Annotated in this window: 22 protein-coding genes; 14 read left to right on the top strand and 8 right to left on the bottom strand. The window is 65.1% G+C overall.

From position 1 onward, the window contains the following. Positions 1–24: 24 nt before the first annotated feature. From QRM60_RS02400 to QRM60_RS02385, 4 genes are all read left to right on the top strand, one after another. A complete protein-coding gene (locus tag QRM60_RS02400) occupies positions 25–579 on the top strand; it encodes an NAD(P)H-dependent oxidoreductase (RefSeq protein WP_285445533.1) in 555 nt (184 codons plus the stop codon). Positions 580–766: 187 nt separating this feature from the next. Next, positions 767–2,197, top strand: a complete 1,431-nt coding sequence (locus tag QRM60_RS02395; protein ID WP_011036624.1) for a replicative DNA helicase — start codon at positions 767–769, stop codon at positions 2,195–2,197. 290 nt (positions 2,198–2,487) lie between these two features. Beyond that, positions 2,488–3,906: a deoxyribodipyrimidine photo-lyase gene (locus QRM60_RS02390; protein ID WP_285445532.1), complete on the top strand. Its 1,419-nt coding sequence runs from the start codon at positions 2,488–2,490 to the stop codon at positions 3,904–3,906. Between the two features lie 133 nt (positions 3,907–4,039). Further along, the gene (locus tag QRM60_RS02385) at positions 4,040–4,765 is read left to right on the top strand and encodes an OmpA family protein (protein WP_285445531.1); all 726 of its coding nucleotides are present in this window, start codon (positions 4,040–4,042) and stop codon (positions 4,763–4,765) included. A 1,117-nt stretch (positions 4,766–5,882) separates the two neighbouring features. Here the strand turns inward: QRM60_RS02385 and QRM60_RS02380 are convergent. Next, complete coding sequence (locus tag QRM60_RS02380; protein ID WP_011036627.1) at positions 5,883–6,917, bottom strand: LysR family transcriptional regulator; 1,035 nt, start codon at positions 6,915–6,917, stop codon at positions 5,883–5,885. 129 nt (positions 6,918–7,046) lie between these two features. Here QRM60_RS02380 and QRM60_RS02375 point away from each other — a divergent pair, with 129 nt between their 5' ends. From QRM60_RS02375 to QRM60_RS02350, 6 genes are all read left to right on the top strand, one after another. Further along, positions 7,047–7,274, top strand: coding sequence for a hypothetical protein (locus QRM60_RS02375; protein WP_285445530.1), 228 nt, complete (start codon positions 7,047–7,049; stop codon positions 7,272–7,274). Further along, entirely contained in the window at positions 7,271–8,044 is a 774-nt protein-coding gene (locus tag QRM60_RS02370; RefSeq protein ID WP_042598752.1) for an SDR family NAD(P)-dependent oxidoreductase, read from the top strand. The genes QRM60_RS02375 and QRM60_RS02370 overlap by 4 nt, the downstream gene beginning before the upstream one ends. Further along, positions 8,041–9,231 carry an efflux RND transporter periplasmic adaptor subunit gene (locus QRM60_RS02365; RefSeq protein ID WP_042598753.1) on the top strand — a complete coding sequence of 397 codons (1,191 nt, stop codon included), beginning with the start codon at positions 8,041–8,043 and terminating at the stop codon, positions 9,229–9,231. Before QRM60_RS02370 ends, QRM60_RS02365 begins: the two co-directional genes overlap by 4 nt. A 114-nt stretch (positions 9,232–9,345) precedes the next feature. Beyond that, complete coding sequence (locus tag QRM60_RS02360; protein WP_285445529.1) at positions 9,346–12,516, top strand: efflux RND transporter permease subunit; 3,171 nt, start codon at positions 9,346–9,348, stop codon at positions 12,514–12,516. Between the two features lie 33 nt (positions 12,517–12,549). Next, entirely contained in the window at positions 12,550–13,281 is a 732-nt protein-coding gene (locus tag QRM60_RS02355; protein ID WP_114997647.1) for an SDR family oxidoreductase, read from the top strand. Next, a complete protein-coding gene (locus tag QRM60_RS02350; protein WP_273675148.1) occupies positions 13,275–14,699 on the top strand; it encodes an efflux transporter outer membrane subunit in 1,425 nt (474 codons plus the stop codon). Before QRM60_RS02355 ends, QRM60_RS02350 begins: the two co-directional genes overlap by 7 nt. Positions 14,700–14,797: 98 nt before the next feature. On the opposite strand, the gene QRM60_RS02345 is transcribed toward QRM60_RS02350, so the two are convergent. Further along, entirely contained in the window at positions 14,798–15,772 is a 975-nt protein-coding gene (locus QRM60_RS02345; RefSeq protein ID WP_029216865.1) for a GGDEF domain-containing protein, read from the bottom strand. Positions 15,773–16,019: 247 nt separating this feature from the next. On the opposite strand from QRM60_RS02345, the gene QRM60_RS02340 reads away from it, so the two are divergent. Continuing rightward, positions 16,020–16,253: a hypothetical protein gene (locus QRM60_RS02340; protein ID WP_014507301.1), complete on the top strand. Its 234-nt coding sequence runs from the start codon at positions 16,020–16,022 to the stop codon at positions 16,251–16,253. A 16-nt stretch (positions 16,254–16,269) separates the two neighbouring features. Here the strand turns inward: QRM60_RS02340 and QRM60_RS02335 are convergent, their stop codons facing one another. Further along, complete coding sequence (locus QRM60_RS02335) at positions 16,270–17,925, bottom strand: diguanylate cyclase (protein ID WP_193589168.1); 1,656 nt, start codon at positions 17,923–17,925, stop codon at positions 16,270–16,272. Positions 17,926–18,112: 187 nt separating this feature from the next. Here QRM60_RS02335 and QRM60_RS02330 point away from each other — a divergent pair, with 187 nt between their 5' ends. Then, positions 18,113–18,355, top strand: a complete 243-nt coding sequence (locus tag QRM60_RS02330) for a hypothetical protein (protein WP_161960349.1) — start codon at positions 18,113–18,115, stop codon at positions 18,353–18,355. A gap of 313 nt (positions 18,356–18,668) precedes the next feature. Continuing rightward, on the top strand, positions 18,669–18,839 hold the full coding sequence (locus QRM60_RS02325; protein WP_115555731.1) for a hypothetical protein: 171 nt from the start codon (positions 18,669–18,671) through the stop codon (positions 18,837–18,839). Positions 18,840–19,236: 397 nt separating this feature from the next. Here the strand turns inward: QRM60_RS02325 and QRM60_RS02320 are convergent, their stop codons facing one another. Genes QRM60_RS02320 through QRM60_RS02310 form a run of 3 tightly spaced genes read right to left on the bottom strand, consistent with a single transcriptional unit; the run spans position 19,237 to position 20,245 of the window. Then, positions 19,237–19,446 carry an AlpA family transcriptional regulator gene (locus tag QRM60_RS02320; RefSeq protein ID WP_285445527.1) on the bottom strand — a complete coding sequence of 70 codons (210 nt, stop codon included), beginning with the start codon at positions 19,444–19,446 and terminating at the stop codon, positions 19,237–19,239. After that, positions 19,443–20,069: a J domain-containing protein gene (locus tag QRM60_RS02315; protein WP_285445526.1), complete on the bottom strand. Its 627-nt coding sequence runs from the start codon at positions 20,067–20,069 to the stop codon at positions 19,443–19,445. Before QRM60_RS02315 ends, QRM60_RS02320 begins: the two co-directional genes overlap by 4 nt. After that, a complete protein-coding gene (locus tag QRM60_RS02310) occupies positions 20,066–20,245 on the bottom strand; it encodes a hypothetical protein (RefSeq protein ID WP_285445525.1) in 180 nt (59 codons plus the stop codon). The genes QRM60_RS02315 and QRM60_RS02310 overlap by 4 nt, the downstream gene beginning before the upstream one ends. Positions 20,246–20,346: 101 nt before the next feature. Between QRM60_RS02310 and QRM60_RS02305 the strand changes: the two genes are divergently transcribed. Continuing rightward, on the top strand, positions 20,347–20,565 hold the full coding sequence (locus QRM60_RS02305; RefSeq protein WP_285445524.1) for a hypothetical protein: 219 nt from the start codon (positions 20,347–20,349) through the stop codon (positions 20,563–20,565). A gap of 8 nt (positions 20,566–20,573) precedes the next feature. On the opposite strand, the gene QRM60_RS02300 is transcribed toward QRM60_RS02305, so the two are convergent. Both QRM60_RS02300 and QRM60_RS02295 read right to left on the bottom strand, forming a co-directional pair. After that, positions 20,574–23,567, bottom strand: a complete 2,994-nt coding sequence (locus tag QRM60_RS02300) for a DNA methyltransferase (RefSeq protein ID WP_285445523.1) — start codon at positions 23,565–23,567, stop codon at positions 20,574–20,576. Next, positions 23,560–23,718: a hypothetical protein gene (locus QRM60_RS02295; protein ID WP_285445522.1), complete on the bottom strand. Its 159-nt coding sequence runs from the start codon at positions 23,716–23,718 to the stop codon at positions 23,560–23,562. Before QRM60_RS02295 ends, QRM60_RS02300 begins: the two co-directional genes overlap by 8 nt. Positions 23,719–23,744: the final 26 nt, after the last annotated feature.

The raw sequence follows: 23,744 nt of genomic DNA, 5'->3' as shown, positions 1-23,744 counted from the left end.
GCTGGTTCCCACGGAGCGTTCCCCATGAGCAAGTACACCATTGCGGTATTGGTCGGCAGCCTGCGCGCGCAGTCCTACAACCGTCAGCTGGCCCAGGCGCTGGCGCAACTGGCCGGCGACAAGGCCACGTTCGAGTTCCTGGAGATCGGCGACCTGCCGCTGTACAACCAGGACCGCGACAGCGATTATCCAGCCGAAGGCACCCGCCTCAAGCAGCAATTACGCGCGGCCGATGCGGTGCTGTTCGTGACCCCGGAATACAACCGTTCGATCCCCGGCGTGCTCAAGAACGCCATCGATACCGCCTCGCGGCCATATGGCGACAGCGCCTTCGCCGGCAAGCCGGCCGCCATCGCCGGGATCTCGGTCGGCGCCATCGGCACCGCGCTGGCGCAGCAGCATCTGCGTGGTGTGCTGGCCTACCTGGATATGCACGTGCTCGGCCAGCCGGAGATCTATCTGCAGTACAAGGATGGCCTGTTCGGCGCCGACGACCAGATTGCCGATGCCGACAGCCGCAAGTTCCTGCAGGGATTTGTCGACAGCTTCCTGGCCTGGATCGCACACCACACACGCTGAGCGCGCGGGCCAGGCCGGCATGCCCGCAGGCTAGACGGGGCAGGGCATCGCGGGCAGTGAGACCGCACCGGCGTAGGCTGTGGTGCACTGGCTATGCACCAGTTATCCACAGAGTTGTGCATGGTCCTCGCCGCCGGCGATGACTATGCTTCCTGCCCCCGTCTCCCTCGCGTCAGGCTGTCCGTCCATGTCCGCTCGTCCCGGCTTCCGTTCCAACCGCAATCGCGACCGCGATCGTGATGACTACGATCGTCCGGAGCCGCGCCTGGACCAGTTGCGGGTTCCACCCCATTCGGTGGAAGCCGAGCAGGCGGTGCTGGGCGGCCTGATGCTGGCGCCGGATGCATTCGACAAGGTCAACGACCAGCTCACCGAGAACGACTTCTACCGGCGCGACCATCGGCTGATCTACCGCGCCATCCGCGAGCTCTCCGAGAAGGATCGCCCGTTCGATGCGGTCACGCTGGGCGAGTGGTTCGAGTCGCAGGGCAAGCTGGAGCAGGTGGGCGACGGCGCCTATCTGATCGAGCTGGCCAGCACCACGCCGTCGGCGGCCAACATCGCCGCCTACGCGGAAATCGTGCGCGACAAGGCGGTGTTGCGGCAGCTGATCGAAGTGGGCACCAACATCGTCAACGATGGCTTCCAGCCGGAAGGCCGCGAGAGCGTCGAGCTGCTGGCGTCGGCGGAAAAAGCGGTGTTCAAGATCGCCGAAGCCGGCGCGCGTGGGCGGACCGACTTCGTGGCGATGCCGGGCGCCTTGAAGGACGCGTTCGAAGAGCTGCGCAACCGCTTCGAAAACGGCGGCAACATCACCGGCCTGCCGACCGGCTACACCGATTTCGATGCGATGACCGCCGGCCTGCAGCCGACCGACCTGATCATCCTGGCCGCGCGTCCGGCGATGGGTAAGACCACGCTGGCGTTGAATATTGCCGAATACGCCGCGATCAAGTCCAAGAAGGGCGTGGCAGTGTTTTCGATGGAAATGTCGGCGTCGCAGCTGGCGATGCGCTTGATCTCCTCCAACGGCCGCATCAATGCGCAACGCCTGCGCACCGGTGCGCTGGAAGACGAGGATTGGGCGCGCGTCACCGGCGCGATCAAGATGTTGAAGGAAACCAAGATCTTCATCGACGACACGCCCGGCGTGTCGCCGGAAGTGCTGCGTTCCAAGTGCCGCCGGCTCAAGCGCGAACACGACCTGGGCCTGATCGTCATCGACTACCTGCAGCTGATGTCGGTGCCGGGCAATAGCGAAAACCGCGCGACCGAAATTTCGGAAATTTCGCGTGGGCTCAAGGGCCTGGCCAAGGAACTCAACGTGCCGGTGATTGCGTTGTCGCAGCTCAATCGCTCGCTGGAAACGCGGACCGACAAGCGCCCGGTAATGGCCGATTTGCGCGAATCCGGCGCAATCGAGCAGGACGCGGACATGATCGTGTTCATCTACCGCGACGACTACTACAACAAGGAAAACTCGCCCGACAAGGGCCTGGCCGAGATCATCATCGGCAAGCACCGTGGCGGCCCGACCGGCTCGTGCAAGCTCAAGTTCTTCGGCGAATACACGCGCTTTGACAATCTGGCGCACGATTCGGTGGGTAGCTTCGAGTAAGCCGCTGGCAACCCGTGGCGTCTTGACCTCAGGGATGGCGGTCGATGAGGAATGCGGGGGGTGGTGCCCGGCACCGCATGTGTCAGCAGCGATGCCTGGGCGCCATGCGCGCGGAGCTGCACCAGCGCGCGCAACGCTGGCAGGGCATGACGCGCAGCGATTGCCGTGGCACGTCGCGGCACAGCCGATGCGCCAGCGAACGCTTCGCATGGACCCCGCGGCTGGCATCGCGCCATCGTTGCAGTCGCTGGCTTATGCTGCGCGGCCTCACCTGCCGCTGCCGAGTCCGCATGTCTTACGCCATCGTCTGGTTCCGTCGCGATCTGCGTCTGGAGGACAACCCCGCCTTGCGCGCCGCGCTCGATGCCGGGCACGACCCGATTCCGCTCTACATCGATGCCCCGCACGAAGAAGGTCAATGGGCGCCGGGCGCGGCATCGCGTGCGTGGCGGCATCGCAGTCTCGCCGCACTGGATGCCTCCTTGCGCGCGCACGGCAGCGCGTTGCTGATTCGGCAGGGCGACAGCGCGCAGGTGCTCGACGCAGTGATCGCGCAGACCGGGGCGGTGGCGGTGTACTGGAACCGCAAATATGAGCCGGCCACCCAGCCACGCGATGCGCAGATCAAGCGCAGCCTGCGCGAGCGTGGGCTGGAGGTGCAAAGCTGCAACGCCGCGCTGTTGTTCGAACCATGGACCCTGGCCACCCAGCAGGGCGGGCCGTACAAGGTGTTTACGCCGTTCTGGCGGAATGCACTCACCCAGCTGCGCTTGCCCGATGCCATGCCCGCGCCGCGCAGCCTGCCGCCGTTGCCCGCGTCGCTGGACGGTGTGCACGTCGATGCGCTGAACCTGCTGCCCACGCCGGCATGGGATCAGGGCTTCTGGGAACACTGGCAGCCGGGCGAAGCCGGTGCGCACGAGATGCTGGAGATCTTTGTCGACGGCGCGCTGTCGGGTTACCGCGAAAATCGCGACCGCCCCGACCGCGTTGGCACCTCGCAGTTGTCGCCGCATCTGCATTTTGGCGAGATCGCGCCCTGGCGCATTGCCAGCACCTTGGAGGCGCAGCGCAGCGCGCGCAATGGCGCGGAAATCGACGGCTATATTCGCCAGTTGGGATGGCGCGATTTTGCGTACCACCTGCTGCATCACTTCCCGGACACCACCACGCAAAACCTCAACCCGCGCTTTGCCAGCTTCGACTGGGCCACGGTGGATCCGGTCACGCTGGACGCATGGCAGCGCGGGCGCACCGGCATCCCGATCGTCGATGCGGGGCTGCGGCAGCTGTGGCACACCGGCTGGATGCATAACCGCGTGCGCATGATCGTGGCGAGCCTGTTGTGCAAGCATCTGCGCGTGCATTGGCTGGAGGGCGCGCGCTGGTTCTGGGACACCTTGGTGGATGCGGACCTGGCTAACAACACGATGGGCTGGCAGTGGGTGGCCGGCACTGGCGCCGATGCTGCGCCGTATTTCCGCGTGTTCAATCCGGTGACGCAGGCCGAGAAATTCGACCCGCAAGCCACCTACATCACGCGCTGGATTCCCGAGCTGGCGGCATTGCCGGTGAAAGAGCGCTTTGCACCGTGGCTGCATCCGTTATCGCTGGCGCGGCTGGCACCGACCTATCCTCGCGCGCCGATCATCGGCCTGGCCGAAGGGCGCGATGCCGCGTTGGCGGCCTACGCAGGCACGCGCGGCTAAGCGAAAACGTTTTCCTGAATGAACCGCTAGCCGAGCGCTGGCGGTGGGCGATTTCATCATGTGCCAGTCGCGTTGCGCTGTTTATCCTCGCGGCACGATTCAGCGCCGGATGGTCCGGCCAAAGGAGAACACCATGTCCCCAGCAGCCAGCAAGAGCCTTGCCGTGGCCTTGGCCAGCGCCATCGCGCTGTCCGCCTGCGCCACCGGCGGCTCATACGTGCAGCGCGACCAGTACGGCGACCAGACCCAACAACAGAACCGCACCGGCCGCAATGCGCTGATCGGTACCGCGATCGGCGTGGCCGCCGGCCTGCTCACCGGCGACAGCGCCACCGAACGCCGCCAGCACGCGATGATCGGTGCCGGTATCGGCGCATTGAGTGGTGCGGCCGTTGGCCAGTACCAGGACCGTCAGGAGCGCGCGTTGCGCGAGCGCACCGCCAACACCGGCATCGACGTGCAGCGCCAGGGCGACAACATCACCTTGAACCTGCCCGACGGCATCACCTTCGATTTCGGCAAGTCTGCGTTGAAGCCGCAGTTCTACACCGCGCTCAACGGCGTGGCCTCGACACTGCGTGAGTACAACCAGACCATGGTGGAAGTGGTGGGGCACACCGATAGCGTCGGTAGCGATGCGGTGAACCAGCGCCTGTCCGAAGAGCGCGCTAACGCGGTGGCCCAGTACCTGACCGCACAGGGCGTGCAGCGCGAACGCATGGAAACCATGGGCGCCGGCAAGCGCTACCCGATTGCCGACAACACCACCGACGCCGGCCGTGCACAGAACCGCCGCGTCGAAATTCGCCTGATCCCGCTACGTCAGGAAGGCGCCGCCAGCACTACCGGCATGCGCTGAGTTTGATGGCGTCGCGTGACGTGTAACTGACCTCATCGATGCATGAAAAAGGCCGCGAAAGCGGCCTTTTTTATTGAGTTACAGACTGCCTGAAGTAAGACCAAGAACCAGATCACTGGCCCCGCAAACGCCAACACAAACAAAAAATAAGAGCAAAAAAACGTCCAACAAAGCGGCTGCATTCCTCATCATTGAACTCGCTGTCGCTGTCGCTGTCGCTGTCGCTGTCGCTGTCGCTGTCGCTGTATTGCCCTGTTTGCGATCAACACAGCGATCCGTCGCCTGCCAAGCCTGAAACCTTGCTTCGGCACCGCTTTTCCGCTCTTGCTCCTGCTTCACCCAGTCGTCTTAAAGCAAGCCGAGCACCGCAGCCACGCGTGGCCGAAGAGGCGCCCTTGTCTGAGCGTAGCGAGTTTGGGCGCCGTGCCGCGCGTGGCGAGGAGCGCAGGGTACCGGCGCGGCTTCACCGCACCGGATTGCGTCGGCGACAGCGGTTTTGGTTCCTTTTGCCAAGACAAAAGGAACTCGCGCCGCAGGCGCGAAAGCTCTGCGTTGAAGCCGGGATTGGAGCGTCGGGATTAGGGATTCGCATGAATCATCGCGTCAGCTCTTACTGCGAACTAGATGCAAAAAGCCCAATCCGACTATCGGTACAACGAAATAGATAAGTCGGGCCGGGCTGTTCCGCTCTTGCTCCGCTTCACCCAGTCGCCTTAAAGCAAGCCGAGCACCGCGGCCACGCGTGGCCGAAGAGGCGCCCTTGTCTGAGCGTAGCGAGTTTGGGCGCCGTGCCGCGCGTGGCGAGGAGCGCAGGGCACCGGTGCAGCTTCACCGCACCGGATTGCGTCGGCGACAGCGGTTTTGGTTCCTTTTGCCAAGACAAAAGGAACTCGCGCCGCAGGCGCGAAAGCTCTGCGTTGAAGCTGGGATTGGAATGTGGGGATTAGGGATTCGCTTAAAGCGTCGCATCAACTTTCTTGCGCGAGCTAGACGCAAATCCGATTACGAATATCAGAACAACCAACCCACCTCACCCCCAACAGTCCCGCAGGCACCTTCTCCCACTGGGAGAAGGAACACCCGCTTTGCTACGCGCCGAGACCGCACAAAACGCCCGTCACGCCGTAGCTTTCTCCAAAATACGCTTACCCTCGGCGCGCAACTCGGCCTCCACTTCAACCTCCACTTCCGCATCCCCATTGGCGCGCTGTGCGGCCAGCCGCGCAGGGCACTGCGCCATCATGTAATCGGCATCGAAGTTCAGGCGTGTCACCAGGAAATCCACGAACGCCCGCACCTTCGGCGACACCAACCGGCCACCGGCAAAGACCGCGTTGAAGTCCACTTCCGGGCCGGTCCAACCGGCCAGCACACGCCGCACCATGCCCGATTGCACGAACGGCTTGGCCATCACATCGCCGGTCAGCAACAAGCCTTCGCCGCACAGCACCGCACCATTGAGTGCGGCCGGATCGTTGGCCACCATCAACGGATTGACCGGGAATTCGCGCACATCGCTGCCGTCGCTGAGCGACCAGAAGAAGCGGTTGTTGTGCACGTTGCGGTTCTTGCGCAGAGCGAGCGTGCGATGGAACTGCAACTCGTCCGGATGCAGCGGCTCGCCATAGCGTTCGATGTAAGACGGGCTGGCAAACACCTGCGTGCGCAGGCTGCCCAGCTTGCGCGCAACCAGGTTGGAATCGGGCAGGGCACCCACGCGCAGGGCCAGATCGGCTTCGCCGCCGATCAAGTCCAGCTTTTCGTTGCCCAGGTGCATGTCCAGCTGGATTTCCGGGTATTGCGCGTGGAATTCGCCCAGCAACGGCGCGATCCAGGTGATGCCCAGCGAGTACGGCACGGTGAACCGCAACCAGCCACGCGGGCCCGATTGCAATTGGCCGACGGCGCTTTCTGCTTCTTCCAGTTCACGGGCAATGCGCTGGCAGTGTTCGTGATAGACAGCGCCGGCTTCGGTCAGGCCGATGCGACGCGTGGTCCGGTGCAGCAGGCGGGCACCCAGCCGGGTTTCCAGTTCCTGCACCTTGCGGCTGACCGTGGTCTTGGGCAGGCCGAGCGAGTTGGCGGCAGCGATGAAACTGCCTTGTTCGACCACCTTGACGAAGATCAGGGTGTCGTTGAGATCGTGGGTCATGAGGGGTGCCTTCCGGAGTCTGGAGGGATTGGACCGCTTGCGGGACGATTATTCCCCTAAATCCGGACTAATCAAGTGCTGCTTTGAGGCCTAGCTTATGCGGCATCCCCTCCACGCAGGAGCGCCGCCATGTGGTTGCGCCAACTTCTCGGCTTGTCCCCCAGTCCCCGCGACGCCCTTGAGAGCGCGTTCGATCCGGTGCAGATGCCGGCAAAACGCCCGCATTCCAGCGTTTCGCGCGCCTTTGCTGCCTCGCCCAAGCGGCAGGCCGGCGGTACGCCGGTGCGCCGCAGCGGGCTGTCTGCACGTTGGGCCATGTGTGGGATTGTCCCGATTTCGGGAGTGAAAGTCCCGTGACTGGGATGGTCCAATCCGAGACGGTCGTCCTGGGTGGCGCGGGCAATGTCGGTGCCGGCATCGTTGCCGCGCTGCTCGAGGCGCAGCTGCCGGTGCTGGTGGTCGGTCGCGATGCCGCCAAGCTGGCTGCGTTGCGCGCCCGCCATGGCGACAGCCCCTTGCTGGAGACGGTGCAGGGCTCGGTGGCCGATGACGCCGCCGCGCAGGCACTGGCCGCCGAGCTGGCGCAGCGTCCACGCCCGCTGGCGGCGGTGGTTGCGAGCCTGGGCAGCCCGCTCAAGGCTGGCCGCCTGCTGGACCGCCCGGTCAACGCCTTGCGCCGCCGGCTGGACCGCGACCTGCTTCCGCACCTGGCGGCCGCCCGGCATCTGATGCCGCTGCTGGCCGAGGCCGATGGCGGCGGCCGTTACCTGTTGCTCGGCAGCCCGTGTGCACTGCGTGCGTGGTCGGCGCACGGCGATATCTCCATCGCCGCGGCGGCCACCCGCATGCTGGCGCAGGTGCTGCACGAAGAAGCCAAGCCGTTGGGCGTGCGCGTACACCTGCTGTCGGTCGAGCAGCCGGTGTGCACGCCCAGCCGTGCCAAGGAGGCCTGCCCGGAATGGATCCGGGCCGTGGACGTCGGCCGCGCCGCCGTCTCGTTGATCGCCGGGCCTGGCCAGCCCGGACACGCCATCGTGACCGTCAGCCGTCGCCCGCAGACCGCACCGTCGGCTGGCCGCCTGGCCGGTCTGCAGTTTCCCCTTCCCACCCGAGAGATTTCCCCATGACCCCGAACGCCACCCCGTTCCGTTTTCCCTTGCGTACTGTATTGACGGGCGCTGTCCTCGCGGTCGTGTTGGCCGGTTGCGGCAGCAAGGCCGCCGAGACCGGCGCGCCGCCACCGCCCAGCGTCAGTGTCGCCCCGGTGCTGCTGAAAGAGATCAGCCAGTGGGACGAATTCAGCGGCCGCATCGAGCCGGTGGAAAGCGTGGAACTACGCCCGCGCGTGTCCGGCTATATCGACAAGGTCAATTACGCCGAAGGCGCCGAAGTGAAGAAGGGCGATGTGCTCTTCAGCATCGACGACCGCAGCTACCGCGCCGAGTTTGCCCGCGCCAATGCCGCGCTGGTGCGTGCCCGCACCCAGGCCAGCCTGGCCCGCAGCGAAGCAACGCGTGCGCGCAAGCTGTCCGAGCAGCAGGCCATCTCCACCGAAACCTGGGAACAACGCCGCGCCGCGGCCGACCAGGCCGATGCCGAGGTGCTGGCCGCACAGGCCGCCGTGGACACCGCTAAGCTCAACCTGGACTGGACACGCGTGCGTGCCCCGATCGACGGCCGCGCCGGGCGCGCGATGGTCACCGCCGGCAACCTGGTCACCGCCGGCGACAGCGCCAGCGTGCTGACCACGCTGGTGTCGCTGGACAAGGTGTTCGTGTACTTCGATGCCGATGAAGGCACCTTCCTGCGCTACTCGCAGATGAGCCGCAACGGCGAGCGTCCGGACGAACGTGGCGGCGAGTTGCCGGTGCGCATCGGCCTGGTCGGCGAGCAGGGCTTCCCGCACAGCGGGCGCGTGGATTTCCTGGACAACCAGGTCACCCGCAGCACCGGCACCATCCGCGTGCGTGCCGTACTCGACAACGCCGATCGGCAGTTCACGCCGGGCCTGTATGCGCATGTGCAGTTGCTCGGCAGCGGCCAGTTCAAGGCCATGCTGGTCGATGAAAAGGCCGTGCTGACCGACCAGGACCGCAAGTACGTGTACGTGGTCGACAAGGATGGCAAGGCACAGCGACGCGACGTGGAGCTCGGCCGTACGGCCGATAGCCTGCGCATCGTCCGCAAGGGCCTGGCCGCCGGTGACCGCGTGGTGGTCGATGGCGTGCAGAAGATCTTCATGCCCGGCATGCCGGTCGACGCCAAGGCCGTGGCCATGGTGCCGGCGGCGGACAAGCGCACCGCGTCCAACTAAGCACCCGTTTTACCGCTGCACCGCACGCCCCAACCGCCGGCCATCCCGATGGCCGGACCGGGGCGCTGTGTGCCGCGCCGCCACCCGGCGGCGACTTCTTTCAGGACCATCCCCATGGACTTTTCCCGTTTTTTCATCGACCGACCGATCTTTGCGGCGGTGCTATCGATCATCATCTTCGCGGCTGGCTTGATCGCCATGCCGCTGCTGCCGATCAGCGAATACCCCGAAGTGGTACCGCCGAGCGTGCAGGTGCGCGCGGTGTACCCGGGCGCCAACCCCAAGGTCATCGCCGAGACCGTCGCCACGCCGCTTGAGGAAGCCATCAACGGCGTCGAAGACATGATGTACATGAAGTCGGTCGCCGGCTCCGATGGCGTGCTGGTGGTCACCGTGACCTTCAAGCCCGGTACCGATCCGGACCAGGCGCAGGTGCAGGTGCAGAACCGCGTCAGCCAGGCGCAGGCGCGTCTGCCCGAGGACGTGCGCCGCCAGGGCGTGACCACGCAGAAGCAGTCGCCGACGCTGACCATGGTCGTGCATCTGACCTCGCCCAAGGGCAAGTACAACTCGCTGTACCTGAGCAACTACGCGTTGCTGAAGGTCAAGGACGAGCTGTCGCGCCTGCCGGGCGTGGGCCAGATCCAGATCTTCGGCGCGGGCGATTACGCCATGCGCATCTGGCTGGACCCGGACAAAGTGGCTGCGCGCGGGCTGACCGCCAGCGATGTGGTTGCCGCCATCCGCGAGCAGAACGTGCAGGTTTCCGCCGGCCAGTTGGGCGCCGAGCCGATGCCCAACAAGAGCGACTTTCTGCTCTCGATCAATGCGCAGGGCCGCCTGACCACCGAAGAAGAGTTCGGCAACATCGTGATCCGCAGCGGCAACAGCGGCGAGATCGTGCGGTTGTCGGATGTGGCACGTCTGGAACTGGGCGCCGGCAACTACACCCTGCGCTCGCAGCTGGACAACCAGAACGCGGTGGGCATGGGTGTGTTCCAGTCGCCCGGTGCCAACGCAATCGAATTGTCGGACGCGGTGCGCGCCAAGATGGCCGAGCTGGAAAAACAGTTCCCGCAGGACATGGCGTGGTCGGCCGCGTATGACCCCACCGTGTTCGTGCGCGACTCGATCAGCGCGGTGGTGCATACGCTGCTCGAAGCGGTGCTGCTGGTGGTGCTGGTGGTGATCCTGTTCCTGCAGACCTGGCGTGCTTCGATCATCCCGTTGCTGGCGGTGCCGGTGTCGGTGGTCGGTACGTTTGCCGCGCTGTATCTGCTGGGTTTCTCGATCAACACGCTGAGCCTGTTCGGCCTGGTGCTGGCGATCGGCATCGTGGTCGACGACGCGATCGTGGTGGTGGAAAACGTCGAGCGCAATATCGAAGAAGGCCTGACCCCGCTGGCGGCGGCGCACCAGGCCATGCGCGAAGTGTCCGGGCCGATCATCGCGATCGCGCTGGTGCTGTGCGCGGTGTTCGTGCCGATGGCGTTCCTGTCGGGCGTGACCGGCCAGTTCTACAAGCAGTTCGCGGTGACCATCGCGATCTCCACGGTGATCTCGGCGATCAACTCGTTGACGCTGTCGCCGGCGCTGGCCGCCATGCTGCTGAAGGCACACGACGCGCCGAAGGACGGCCCGTCGCGCTTGATCGACCGCTTGTTCGGCTGGCTGTTCCGTCCGTTCAATCGCTTCTTCAACAGCAGTTCGCACAAGTATCAAGGTGCGGTGTCGCGCGCGTTGGGCAAGCGCGGTGCGGTGTTTGTGGTGTACCTGTTGCTGCTGGTCGGCACCGGGGTGATGTTCAAGCTGGTACCGGGCGGCTTCATTCCCACCCAGGACAAGCTGTACCTGATCGCAGGCACCAAGCTGCCGGAAGGCGCCTCGCTGGAGCGTACCAATGAGGTGATCCGCCAGATCACCCAGATCGCGCTGCAGACCGAGGGCGTGGACCACGCGATTGCGTTCCCGGGTTTGAATCCGCTGCAGTTCACCAACACGCCCAACACCGGCACGGTGTTCCTGACGCTCAAGCCCTTCAGTCAGCGTAGCCGCAGTGCGGTGCAGATCAATGCAGAGATCAACGCACGCATCAGCCAGATCCAGCAGGGCTTCGCGTTCGCCTTCATGCCGCCGCCGATTCTGGGTCTGGGGCAGGGCTCGGGCTACTCGCTGTACATCCAGGACCGCGCGGGACTGGGTTACGGCCAGCTGCAGAGTGCGGTGAACGCGATGTCCGGTGCGATCTCGCAGACGCCGGGTATGCAGTTCCCGATCGGCACCTACCAGGCCAACGTGCCGCAGCTCGATGCCAAGGTCGACCGCGACAAGGCCAAGGCGCAGGGCGTGCCGTTGACCAATCTGTTCGACACGCTGCAGACCTATCTGGGTTCGTCGTACATCAACGACTTCAATCGCTTCGGTCGCACCTACCAGGTGATCGCCCAGGCCGATGGACAGTTCCGCGATAGCGTCGAAGACATCGCCAACCTGCGCACCCGCAACGATCGCGGGCAGATGGTGCCGATCGGCAGCATGGTCACGCTGGGCCAGACCTACGGCCCGGATCCGGTGATCCGCTACAACGGCTACCCGGCCGCCGACCTGATCGGTGAAGCGGACCCGCGCGTGCTCTCCTCCACCCAGGCGATGCAGACGCTGGCCGGCATGGCGCCGAAGGTGTTGCCCAACGGCATGAACATCGAGTGGACCGACCTGAGCTATCAGCAATCCACGCAGGGCAACTCGGCATTGATCGTGTTCCCGATGGCGGTGTTGCTGGCGTTCCTGGTGCTGGCCGCGTTGTACGAGAGCTGGACGTTGCCGCTGGCGGTGATCCTGATCGTGCCGATGACCTTGTTGTCTGCGTTGTTCGGTGTGTGGCTCACCGGTGGCGACAACAACGTGTTCGTGCAGGTGGGCCTGGTGGTGTTGATGGGCCTGGCGTGCAAGAACGCGATCCTGATCGTGGAGTTCGCCCGCGAACTGGAAATGCACGGCAAGGGCATCGTTGAAGCCGCACTGGAAGCCTGCCGCCTGCGTCTGCGCCCGATCGTGATGACCTCCATTGCCTTCATCGCCGGCACCGTGCCGCTGGTGTTCGGCCATGGCGCTGGCGCAGAAGTGCGCTCGGTCACCGGCATCACCGTGTTCGCCGGCATGTTGGGCGTGACCCTGTTCGGCCTGTTCCTGACGCCGGTGTTCTACGTGGCCCTGCGCAAGTGGGTGACCCGTGGCGAACCTGCCGCACCGGCCGCCGTGGCACATGATCCGGTCAAGGCCTGATTCCTCTTCCCCCATCTTTGAAGGACATTGCACATGAGCACCAACAAGATCGCACTGGTTACCGGCGGCACCCGCGGCATCGGCCTGGAGACCGTCCGTCAACTGGCCCAGGCCGGCGTGCACACGCTGCTGGCTGGCCGCAAGCGCGATGACGCCGTCGCCGCCGCACTCAAGCTGCAGGCCGAAGGCCTGCCGGTGGAAGCCATCCAGCTGGACGTCAACGACGACATCAGCATCGCCGCGGCCGTTGGCACGGTGGAGCAGCGTCACGGCCATCTGGACATCCTGATCAACAACGCCGGCATCATGATCGAGGACATGCAGCGCAAGCCGTCCGAGCAGAGCCTGGACACCTGGAAGCGCACCTTCGACACCAACCTGTTTGCGGTGGTCGGCGTGACCAAGGCGTTCCTGCCGCTGCTGCGTCGTTCGCTGGCCGGGCGCATCGTCAACGTCTCCAGCATCCTCGGCTCGTTGACCTTGCACACACAGCCGGGCTCGCCGATCTATGACTTCAAGATACCTGCCTACGACGCTTCCAAGAGCGCACTCAACAGCTGGACCGTGCACCTGGCCCATGAGCTGCGCGAAAGCGCGATCAAGGTCAACATGGTGCACCCGGGCTATGTCAAAACCGACATGAACGGTGGCGGTGGCGAGATCGACGTGGAGCAGGGCGCACACAGCAGCGTGCAGATGGCATTGATCGATGCGCACGGCCCCAATGGCAGCTTCACCCACCTGGGCGAGGTGCTGCCATGGTGAGGACCTTGTTGGGCGCCGCGCTTGCCGCGGCGATCCTGAGTGGTTGCGCGGTCGGGCCGGATTACCGCCCCGAACCGCCGGCCGCAGTGACACTGCAAGGCGCGCAGGATGCGGCCTACAGTGCCGAGTCGCCGGTGGGCAACTGGTGGTCGCAATTCGATGACCCGGTACTGGAACAACTGGTGCGCGATGCGTTGTTCGCCAACCACGATCTGCGCATTGCCGTCTCGCGCGTCAAGCAGGCGCGTGCGGTGTTCGTCGAACGCCGGTTGGACCAGGCGCCGCACATCACCGCACAAGGCAGCTTCGATCGCCGCGAACAACAGCAGGTGATCGCCGGTAATCAGCGTTTCCTCACCGAGCAGACCACGCTGGGTCTGGATGCGGCGTGGGAGCTGGATCTGTTCGGCCGCCAACGGCGTGCGTCGGAGGCGGCGCGTGCCGACCTGGAAGCCGAGCAGGCCGGCCTGCAGGACGTGCAGGTCACGGTGGCGGCGGAAGTGGCGCGCAACTATTTCGAATTGCGCGGCACGCAAAAGCAGCTGGACGTCTCCAAGCGCACCCTGACCAACCTGCGCGACACCCAGAAGCTGACGCAGACGCGTTGGGACCTGGGCGCCGGCAGCGAGCTGGATGTGCAGAGCAGCCTGGCACGCTTGAAGGCCATCGAAGCCGACATTCCGCTGCTGGAAACTGCCGAAGCGCAGTACCGCCATCGGATTGCCGTGTTGCTTGGTCAACAGCCGAATGCGCTGGATGCCACCCTGGTGGCGCGCACCGCACCGCCGTTCGCCCGCGCCTTGCCGCTCGGCGATACCGCCAGCTTGCTGCGGCAACGCCCGGACGTGCGCACCGCCGAACGGCGTCTGGCTGCGGCCACCGCACAGGTGGGCGTGGCCACGGCCGATCTGTTCCCGCGTATCAGCGTGAGCGGCTTTGTCGGCTTTCTGTCTGGCGATGCGGCCAGGTTGACCCAGGGCAACGCAAAGGCCTGGTCGATCACGCCGTCGATCAGCTGGGCCGCGTTCGACTTCGGCACCGTGCGTGCACGCCTGCGTGCCAGCAAGGCGCAGGCCGAAGGCGCGTTGGCGCAGTACCAGCAGACCGTGCTGTTGGCACTGGAAGACACCGAAAATGCCTTGACCGGCTATGGGCGTCAGCAGGCGCGCCTGGCGATCGTGGTGGACCAGGCCAACGCGGCGCGGCGTGCCGAGCAGCTGGCGCAGATCCGCTACCGCGAGGGTTCGGAAGACTTCCTGACCCTACTGGATGCACAGCGCACCCAGTTGGCGGCTGACGATGCATTGGCGCAGGCCGAAGCGGCGGTCAATGTCGGCGTGGTCGGCGTCTACAAGGCGTTGGGTGGCTGGAAGCAAGGCGATGCACCGGCCGCGCCGGTGGCAGTGGCCGAGCGCTGAGATGGCAGGGCGGGGCGGCCGCGCGGCCGTCCCGCCCATGCATGCATGCACGACGGTATCGATCGCTGATCGGTAATCGCCGATCAGCGATTGATGACTCAGTCGGCGATGCGCACGCTGTCGCGACCGCCATTCTTGGCCAGATACAGCGCCGCATCCGCACGCGAAAACCAGTCTTGCCAGTGCGTCTCGCCATCGTGGCGGGCCGCGCCCAGCGACACGGTGATGCGTCCGCCCGGCCCGCGTAATCCGTTGCGGATCACCTTGCGCAAGCGTTCGGTGGCCGCTTCCAGTTCCGCCAGCGAGCCGGCACGCAGCAGCACCACGAACTCTTCGCCGCCGAAACGGAACACCTGGTACGGCTCACGCACCTCGAACCGCAGGATCGTGGCCAGGTCAGCCAATGCCGCATCGCCGGCGGCATGCCCGTACAGATCGTTGACGTCCTTGAAGTGGTCCAGGTCCAGGATGATCAGGCTGTTGAGCCGATCCTGCGGCTGGCGCTGATCGATCTGATGGGTGAGCGCGCGCTCGAGCATGCGCCGGTTGGGCAGCCCGGTCAGCGCATCCAGCGAGGCCAGTTCTTCCAGATGCACGCGGTCGTCCTGCATGCGCACCGAGAACGCGTAGCCCACCGCCAGCGTCACCAAGGTGACCATCACAGTGGAGATGCCCTGGCCAGGGCTGACGATCAAGCCGGGCAGCAACAGCAAGGCCGCCAGCAACGGCAGGCTCAGCAACACCGCGCGCTGCGGGCCGCAGAGAAAATAATTGGTGGCCAGCACCGGGAACAACCAGGGCAGGGCGCCGTCGCCGCCGCTCCAGCAGCCGATCAGGCAGCCAGCGACATTGATGGAGGCCAGCCACACCCCACCGCGTCCGGTGCGCTCGGCACTGCGCATGCGCCAGCCACGCCACACCGCGACCAGGCCGAGCGTGGCAGTCAACGCACATGCCACCCCTTGGCCATGCATGGCCAGGTACACCGCGTACAGGCAGAGCAACAGCGCGGTGATCGGCCCGAGCATCTTGACGATGCCGAGGCGGAAATCCCGCCGCAAATGGAGGATCACGGGCGAAGTTCTGGAGGAGTCGGCATCAGTATCGGCCGACGCGTGCGAAAGTTGAGGGAAGGTGGCGCGCGCCGGCAGCGCCTCGTGCGTGCGTAACGTTGGCCAGATGCCGATGCGGCGCACAACGCCGATGATCACGGACCTCGGCACGCCTCCCGATCAGATGCCGCATCCCGCACGCGCTGTGCGGTTTCGCAGATCCTTGACGGCATAGCCGCAACCTTGGGGCTTTGCCGTGGAGTCACCTATGCCTAATCGCTCAGAGTTGGATGCGCGCCTGGATGCACTGCAGGACGCACTGCCGAACGTGGCGTCCGATGAAGATGCCGACTTCGATTATCTGGATTTCCAGGCCCGCGCCGAGGCCGTCCTGCACAGCGCCGCACCCGAAGACGCCGCGCATGTGCGTGGCCGCATCGACGACATGTTGGCCAGCGCCGGGCTGATCCCGACCGACGACAACGGCCAGGCCTGTCGCTGATAGCACGGGCCTGGCATCACACGCTGCCCGGCGTCACCGCGCTGACCACCTGATTGCGCCCGGCCTGCTTGGCCCGATACAGCGCCTCGTCGGCCTTGCGCAGCAACTGCGCGGCGTTGCCCGCATGCCCGGGGAAGGTCGCGACGCCGAACGAGGCAGTGATCTTGGGCAGTGACACGCCATCGGCCATCACCTGCAGGCCATCGATGCCGGCGCGTAATTTCTCCGCCATCGCGCTGGCGGTGGCCAGGTCGACCTCGGGCAGGATGATGGTCAGTTCCTCGCCGCCGTAGCGGCAGCAGATGTCTTCGCCGCGGGTCTGCGCCAGCAGCAGTTCGCCGATCGCAGCAAGCACGCGGTCGCCGCCACTGTGGCCATGCAGGTCGTTGAATTGCTTGAAATGGTCCACGTCCAGCATCAGCACTGACAGTGGCTGCACGCGTCGGGTGCAGCGCGACAGCTCGTGGTTGAGCGCTTCTTCCAGATAGCGGCGGTTGAACAGGCCGGTCAGCGGGTCACGGATGGACTGCTGGCGCAGCGTCTCGCGCAGGCGCAGGTTGTGCAGCGCCAACGACAATTGTTCGGCGGCCGCCTCGGCCACGGTCAGCGAGGCCAGTTCCTGCGCGTTGTCGCCGCGCAGCGCGAGCATGCCCAGCTGGGTGCCCTGTGCCGACAATGGAATGCAGACCGTGCTCGCATGCGGCGGAAGATTGACGCCGGCATGCTGGCAGACCATGCCTACGCTGGCGTCCTCCACCAGGTGAGTGCGGTCGCGTCGCAGTGCCCAGCACTCTTCGGGCGCGATGCTCCCGCGTTCGCCATCGGCCAGCGTTCCCCACGCCGCCACCTGCTCGGCGCGATCGCGCGAGGCGCGCAGCAGATACACCGCGCCCGACACACCGGGCACCAGCGGGGCGATCGTGCGCGCCGTGATTTCCAGGGCTTCTTCCGCGTTGCGGCAGTTCTGCAGCAGGCCCGAATAGCGCGCCAGCGCTTCCAATCCTGCCGAGGTGCGTTCCAACGTGCTGAACGATTCGGCCAGCCGCGTGCTGCTCGTGCTGGCTTCTTCCTCGGCACGCACACGGCGGGCCAATTCGCGCGACAACAGCCGGTAGGCCAGCACCATGACCAATAGCCCGGACAAAATGCCGATCGCCGTCATCCACAGCACCCAGCGCGCGCTGTCGTGGTTGGCCTGGGTGCGCGACACCAGCTGCCGGCGCTCCAGTTCGCCCATCAGTTGCACCTGCCGGCGCAGGGCCGAAGAGGTCTGGAACACGCCCTTGGCGATGGAGGCGCGCGCGCCATCCAGCCCGGTGGCGCGATAGCTGTGCAATAGGTCGTTGATCTGCACCAAGCGCATGTCCACCAGCTTGTCCAGCGCGGCCACGTTGCGCAGTTGCAGGGGGTTGTCCTGCACCAACACCTCAAGCCGTGCAATGCGCCCTGGCAGGCGCCCGATGGCGTCGGCATGCACGCCCAGAAAGGCCTCGTTGTCGGTCAGCACGAAGCCACGCGCCGACGACTCCGCCGACAGCAGCCCGGCCTGGATCTCGTCGATGCTGGCAATGACTTCCTGCGTGTGCGAGACCCACGCGGCCGCCTTCAGCGACTGCCGCGAGGTGATGTAGCCACCGACGCCGATCAACACAAAGATCAGCCCGCCGAGCATCAAGGCCCCGGCGGCGTGGCGTTTTGCTTTTCTGGTCAACACCGTGTTCCCCAAACAACGATCGTCTGGTCGAGTCCGATGCAAGCGCCGTGCCTATGCTTCACTTCGCTTGCCCGGTGGCGGCACGGGGTCGCCTGCGCGCGGAGGCGGCGGTATCCTTGTGGCGAGTCATCGAGCCGAGCACGCGTTGGTCATTTTTCTTGGGCGTTACCAGTTGTCGTGCAACGCGCTGCCGCACCCTGCCCAAGGGTGGCGCGCGGACTGGCGCATCCAGCAGGTGGGTGCATCCAAGGCCGGCGATCTGGCTCGCGGCGAACTCTCGCCCCTGTTTACCGACCACCGCAGCGCCATGGCCGCCGCCCGTGCCGCCGGCATGGTGATCCTGGAAGCCATGCACGCCGACGCCCAGCGGCAGCTCGAATACGCCTGAGCACTGGCATCGCTGCTCGCCGACGCCGCCTGAACTCCAAGGCCTTCGGCGTTCGATCTCGGGCCGACGCGATCAACGGCCGGCGGGCGAGGCCGGGCTTGGGAGGGCATATCGCCCGCCTTGACGGTGTACGCGCACTAGCCGAACCGCCGGTGGAAATTCCCTTTTTGACTTGTTCTAGCGAGCTGTCTGCCGAGTGCATATTGCCTGCCTGCCTGCCTGCCGGCAGGCATGCGTGTTCTGCGAACACACTGGCACGCCACTTGCTGCTGTCTCTCTACGAGCGCTGGGGAGCGCGCCAAAGAGAGCAGGAATGGAAGAGCACACCAAACAGGCCTTCGTCATGCTGCGACAGGAAGCCACCGAATTGCTGGCCCTGTTCGACCGCCTATGCTGCGATACCGCGTCAGCGACCCCGATGCAGGGCAATGCAGCCGAGCCGGTCCGCGCGCATGCGCCACAGACCGGTAACGTCACTCTCTGACGCGCTGCGTCCACTGTCGGAGCTGGGCGAGGCGCATCATGGTCGTCTTCTGATGACCTGCTGTGCCGCCTACACCTGTGACATCGCTTTGCACGGTTGCCCGTCAACGAGGGGGCACTGTAAACACTCTTGAGCAAGGCAGGGCGGGGCTGCACAAACCCAGGTGCCGGAACCTTCTTGCGGACCGGCCTGACCTGCACGGCAGCGCTCTCCAAACGCTCAACACCGCACATGAAAAAGGCCAGTCGTCTCTCTCGAGAACGCCTGGCCTTAGTCGGTCGTCTTAGGACCGTTGTTTGGTGGAGGTGGGCTCTACCGCCGATTGGCCGTAAGGCGTTGAAGGGAAAGGCTTTGGCTTATCTCATCACGGCCAGATGCCCCCACAGATACCCCCAGCTCAGGCCGCCTTGTCACGCAGGGCGATTTGCTGGTTGATCCAGTCGGCGACCTCGGACTCCACCCATACCGACGATGTGCCCAGGTGGAGGGGCTGTGGGAAGGTCTTCTCCCGGATGCGGCTGTAGAGGGTGGACTTGGACATGCCGACGCGCTCAAGCACGTCGCGCAGCCGGAGCAGCCGCTGGGTGGAGGTTGGGGTGGTGCTCATCGGGTGATCTCCAGTTGGTAGGCCTGCCAGGCGGACTGGACACGCTGGAAGGTGTCGGCGTTGCCGCCATTGTCGGGATGGTGCTGCGAGCGCAGCCGGCGGTAGCTGCCTTCGGGGTCGGCCGGGTCCAGCACGTCGCGCCAGGAAAGCGGCACCGGGGCTGGCAAGGCAGTGAAACCGGCAAAGGCACGTTCAAGAATCGCAGCGCCACCGTGCCGTTCGATTGCACGCATGGCCTCCAGGGTGGCGGCGACCGCCGCCAAGTTGTCTGCTACCCGGGTGTAGCGGTCGATGGCCATGCAGCGCGGCGGGTTACCACGACTGTATCGATCGGTCCAATACACGGCTGCCCCTGGATCCGTAGGCTCGCGCTGATTCGATCGCGGCAGACCATCCAGCCGCAACTCCAGGTTCGTGCTGATGACGATGTCCTCATCGTCGATGCCCATGCGGCGCAGCTCTGCGCGAACGCGCTCCACGCCCTCGGAGATGGTTAGCGGCCTGCCATTTTCGTAGCTGCCATCCCATTTCTTCCTGGTGCTCTTTCCGAAGCGCGCCGCGGTACGTAGGCTCTCGCGCTTCCAGCCTACCGGCCAAGCAAGTGGCGATGCGGGGATAGTCAAGGTTGATCCTCCTGTTTCGCCAGCGCGGCGCGAAGCTGCTCGGCCTGGCCCTGGCATGTGTTGATGGCTTCTGCGCAGATGGCGCGCAGAGCCTGGTTCTCAGCGGTGACCCGCTCGATGTGGTCGGCAGCCATGGCCAGCTGCTGGCGCAGCAGATCTTTGGCTGGCTGTTTCATGCGCCGCGGCTGGCGTGGGAAGAGTTGCGGCCTCATGCGGTATCGCCATTGACGACCGCAGGCGCTCCGGAGAGGATCAGCCGACTAACCGGGAGAGCCTCATGCCGCCAGAGATCAAGCGCGACTCGCTGAGCACCAGCTATTACGGGCAGGACATCTACGTCGAGGCTTGGCAGCCGGAAGGAGGTGAGGCATTCGTGCACCTCATCGCCGCTGGAGAGCTGCCAGACATCGCAAACCCGGACCTCGGCAATTTCGCCTCCTTGCAGGAAGCCATGAATGCCGGCTTGCGGCTGGCTACCAGCATGCTCGACAACTAGGGGGCGGCTCACGCTGCACGGTCCTGGTGTTGTGCCGCGTCCGAGATTGCCGCGAACAGATCAGGCATCGCCATCTCGCGCTCGGCGGCCTGCAAGTACTTCACCCCGTCCATGAAATAGGCCGTTGACAGCTCGGCGGCGCGCCCCTGGCGGCCCAGCTTCAATGCCCGATAGGGCACGGTGAACAGCCCGCCGAACGGATCGAACACCAGCTCGCCGGCATTGCTGAAGCGCTGGATCAGGCGGTCGACGATGTCGAACTGCAGCGGGCAGATGTGGTTTTCCAGGCCGCGCCGCGTCTGCTCGCCGTTAAGCGTCAGCATGCGGTTGACGTCATGCCATACGTCCGGGTCGTGGCTACCTGGCGCCAGCGACATGAAGGTCGACGGCAGCGCGCCGCGCGCCTCCAACTCCTCGCCGATGCGCACGTGGGTCTCGTAGTCGTAGACCTCGCGCAGCGAGTACTCGGTGAACAGCTTGGCCAGCTTGTCCGGGCCCAGCTGCGCCAGCTCTTCGGCGGTCAGCTGCCGGCGGCCGCTCGAGCGCCAGAACGCATGCGCATCCACCTGCCAGCGCGCCCGCGTGTAATCCGCCTTCTGCTTGCGCACGGGCTCATCGGCATAGCCGCGGCTGCGATCGGTCTGCGGCTTGTGCAGCAACACGATGTATTCCGGCGAACCGACGCCCATCTTGGTGCCGTCCTTGCATTGCTCCGACCACCCCAGGCGGTAGGTCTGGTTGTTCTCGCGCACCACGTCGGTCACGACCGTGATCAGGCCCATGTAGTCGAAGCCGTGCGAGCGGTAGTGGAAGATCGCCTCAGCGTGGAAGGGGCTGACGGTCGGCACGCCGGCGCCGGTCACTGCGCCGAACTGGATCCGGTCTTTCACGTGGATGGCGGCGATGCGGCCGGGCTTGAGGATCCGCAGCAACTGCGTGCTGAGGTGGTCCATCTGCGCCCAGAAGTGCGCGTTGTCGTCCGTGTGCCCGAAGTCGTTGTAGCTCGGGCTGTACTCGTAGTGGTTGGCGAACGGGATCGACGTCACGATCAGGTCGACGCTGTCATCGGCCATGCCGCGCGTCTCCACCACGCAGTCGTTGTTCGCAACCGTCCAGCCGGTACCGCTGGCCTCAATGCGCTCCACGCCGATCGAGCGCTGGAGTACTTGCGCCATTGCTGCCTTGCTCAAGCCGTATTCCCTGATGATCTCGCTCATTTTCTCTACCATCTCCTCGTGGCGCGTCCACTTCGCTTGCAGGCTGGCCAGCACCTCGCGCTCGCTCTCGGCGTAGATGATGTGGGCCACGCAGGGTCGTTCCTGGCCGTATCGCTGGATGCGATGCATTGCCTGGATTAGGTCATTGAATTTGTAGGTGATGCCGATAAAAACGGCTTTGTTGCATTGCTGCAGGTTCACGCCCTGTCCCAGCATCACCGGCTTGCCGATCAGCGCGTAGGTACGCTTCGCGCGCCACTCGGCCATGCGACCTTCGTTTTCCTCTACCTCATTGCCACCGTGGATCGAGGAATAGGTCAGACCGGCTTTGTGCAGAGCAGTCTCGATCGCGTCCTGCTCTTCGTTTAGGTCGCACCAGATGATGATCTGGTCAGATACGACGCCGCCCGCGCCAATATCTCCGGGTCGTCCTGAAACAATCCCAGCGCCCGGTTGCAGCGCCCGCAGAGGATCCCCCGCACCTGATCCGTCTTGTGGCAGTGGTCCACTGGGAATCGCTTCTCCCCCGGTGTCGGCTGCGTGCCACATATCGCGCACGCTCCGGCCTGCGCCTCCAGCATCTCCGCATAAGCCACAGGCGTCAGACCGAACTTCGACCTCAGCGCGTTCACTCGCTGTCGCTCGTTGTAGCGCTGTTTGTTCGCTTCGTAATTCGCCTTGCTCCTCGCTCGCTGCTGCTCCAGCAGCCGTTCCCGGTTGGCTGCGTAGTACTGCCGACGGTAGGCCTTCTGCGCTTCCGGATCCTTCGTCGCATCGCGGGCTTTCTGGCTCTCCAGTGCCGCAGCTCGGTTTCGACTGTAGTAGTCCTTTGAGTAGGCCTTCCGTTCCGCTGGATTGCTGTGTGGCATTGACGATTTCCATGAGCTGGGTGAGCCGCGCCGGCAGCGTATCGCGCTTCTCGCGCGCAGCGTTTTGAAGGCCAATGGCCGAGTCCCGAAATAAATTTCCCTGTCCATCTCGATCAGCGCCTGCGCTCTTGTGATCGACGGCTACCTCTGAATATCGGACGGTCAGTTCCGGTAGGTCGTAACCTTCGTCGCTGTAGCCCAGGTCCGATGGCTTCTGCAGGAACAGCGCCCAGCTCGCGACCCATAGCCAAAACTCTTTTTCCTTGTGCGGGTACAGCGTCAGGTTGTTGGCTTGCGTGCTGTCGCGCTTGAACCAGCGGGTGAGGGCCTGGCCGGTGTCCATCACGCCCAGGAACCCGGCGTAGTGAATCAGCTCCTTGTAGCGGTTCGGGCTCGGTGTGGCGGTGGCGACGAACCGGTACCGGACGTCATCGAACAGGGTCAGGAACTGCTGGTAAGTTTTCGATCCGAAGCTGCGTAGCACCGACGCCTCGTCCAGGCTCGCGGCGCTGAAGAGGTTAGGATCGAGCTTGCCGTCTCGCACGCTCTCGTAATTCGTCAGGTGGATCCCGTCGAAGTCCGGATCCACCTCGGCGTTGGTGCGCACGAAGCGAGTCTCCAGGCCGAGCTTGACGGCATCGCGGCGGAACTCCTGCCGCACACCCAGCGGCACCACGATGCCAACGGCTCCGCCGACATGCTTGCGCGCCAGCCGCATGATCTCCAACTGCTGCATGCTCTTGCCGAGGCCGAAACGCTGGAAGAGGGCGCGGCGCCCGCCGGAGCACGCCCACACGACGCTGTCGCGCTGGTGCGGCTTGAGGATCGGGTGCACGTCCTCGGGTGAGACGTTGAACCCGAGCGACGGAGCGACGCGCACTTTGCGCTCCAGGAACTCACGGTAGGGATCAGCCACCGCGCGCCTCCCGCTGTGCCTGGTCGCGCATTTGCTGCAGCGCCGGCAGGTGGGTGAGGCGAATCAGCTCATCGCTGGCGGCCGCTTCTCGCGCGCGGCTCAGCGCCCAGTCCAGCGCGGCCAGCTTGTCGTTCGGGTGGAGATTGGTCATGGCAGAATCGCCTCAACAGAAAAAGT

The sequence above is a fragment of the Xanthomonas sp. fls2-241-TYG-148 genome, from assembly GCF_030208815.1.
Taxonomy (GTDB): domain Bacteria; phylum Pseudomonadota; class Gammaproteobacteria; order Xanthomonadales; family Xanthomonadaceae; genus Xanthomonas; species Xanthomonas campestris.
The sequence above is the reverse complement of the archived record's forward strand: the minus strand, read 5'-3'. Positions and strand labels throughout refer to the sequence as shown.

Bases quoted from the DNA above. Each gene is read 5' to 3' on its own strand.
- QRM60_RS02400 (WP_285445533.1), top strand. From the start codon at position 25: ATGAGCAAGTACACCATTGCGGTATTGGTCGGCAGCCTGCGCGCGCAG.
- QRM60_RS02395 (WP_011036624.1), top strand. From the start codon at position 767: ATGTCCGCTCGTCCCGGCTTCCGTTCCAACCGCAATCGCGACCGCGAT.
- QRM60_RS02390 (WP_285445532.1), top strand. From the start codon at position 2,488: ATGTCTTACGCCATCGTCTGGTTCCGTCGCGATCTGCGTCTGGAGGAC.
- QRM60_RS02385 (WP_285445531.1), top strand. From the start codon at position 4,040: ATGTCCCCAGCAGCCAGCAAGAGCCTTGCCGTGGCCTTGGCCAGCGCC.
- QRM60_RS02380 (WP_011036627.1), bottom strand. From the start codon at position 6,917: ATGACCCACGATCTCAACGACACCCTGATCTTCGTCAAGGTGGTCGAA.
- QRM60_RS02375 (WP_285445530.1), top strand. From the start codon at position 7,047: ATGTGGTTGCGCCAACTTCTCGGCTTGTCCCCCAGTCCCCGCGACGCC.
- QRM60_RS02365 (WP_042598753.1), top strand. From the start codon at position 8,041: ATGACCCCGAACGCCACCCCGTTCCGTTTTCCCTTGCGTACTGTATTG.
- QRM60_RS02360 (WP_285445529.1), top strand. From the start codon at position 9,346: ATGGACTTTTCCCGTTTTTTCATCGACCGACCGATCTTTGCGGCGGTG.
- QRM60_RS02355 (WP_114997647.1), top strand. From the start codon at position 12,550: ATGAGCACCAACAAGATCGCACTGGTTACCGGCGGCACCCGCGGCATC.
- QRM60_RS02350 (WP_273675148.1), top strand. From the start codon at position 13,275: ATGGTGAGGACCTTGTTGGGCGCCGCGCTTGCCGCGGCGATCCTGAGT.
- QRM60_RS02340 (WP_014507301.1), top strand. From the start codon at position 16,020: ATGCCTAATCGCTCAGAGTTGGATGCGCGCCTGGATGCACTGCAGGAC.
- QRM60_RS02335 (WP_193589168.1), bottom strand. From the start codon at position 17,925: ATGCTCGGCGGGCTGATCTTTGTGTTGATCGGCGTCGGTGGCTACATC.
- QRM60_RS02325 (WP_115555731.1), top strand. From the start codon at position 18,669: ATGGAAGAGCACACCAAACAGGCCTTCGTCATGCTGCGACAGGAAGCC.
- QRM60_RS02320 (WP_285445527.1), bottom strand. From the start codon at position 19,446: ATGAGCACCACCCCAACCTCCACCCAGCGGCTGCTCCGGCTGCGCGAC.
- QRM60_RS02310 (WP_285445525.1), bottom strand. From the start codon at position 20,245: ATGAAACAGCCAGCCAAAGATCTGCTGCGCCAGCAGCTGGCCATGGCT.
- QRM60_RS02305 (WP_285445524.1), top strand. From the start codon at position 20,347: ATGCCGCCAGAGATCAAGCGCGACTCGCTGAGCACCAGCTATTACGGG.
- QRM60_RS02295 (WP_285445522.1), bottom strand. From the start codon at position 23,718: ATGACCAATCTCCACCCGAACGACAAGCTGGCCGCGCTGGACTGGGCG.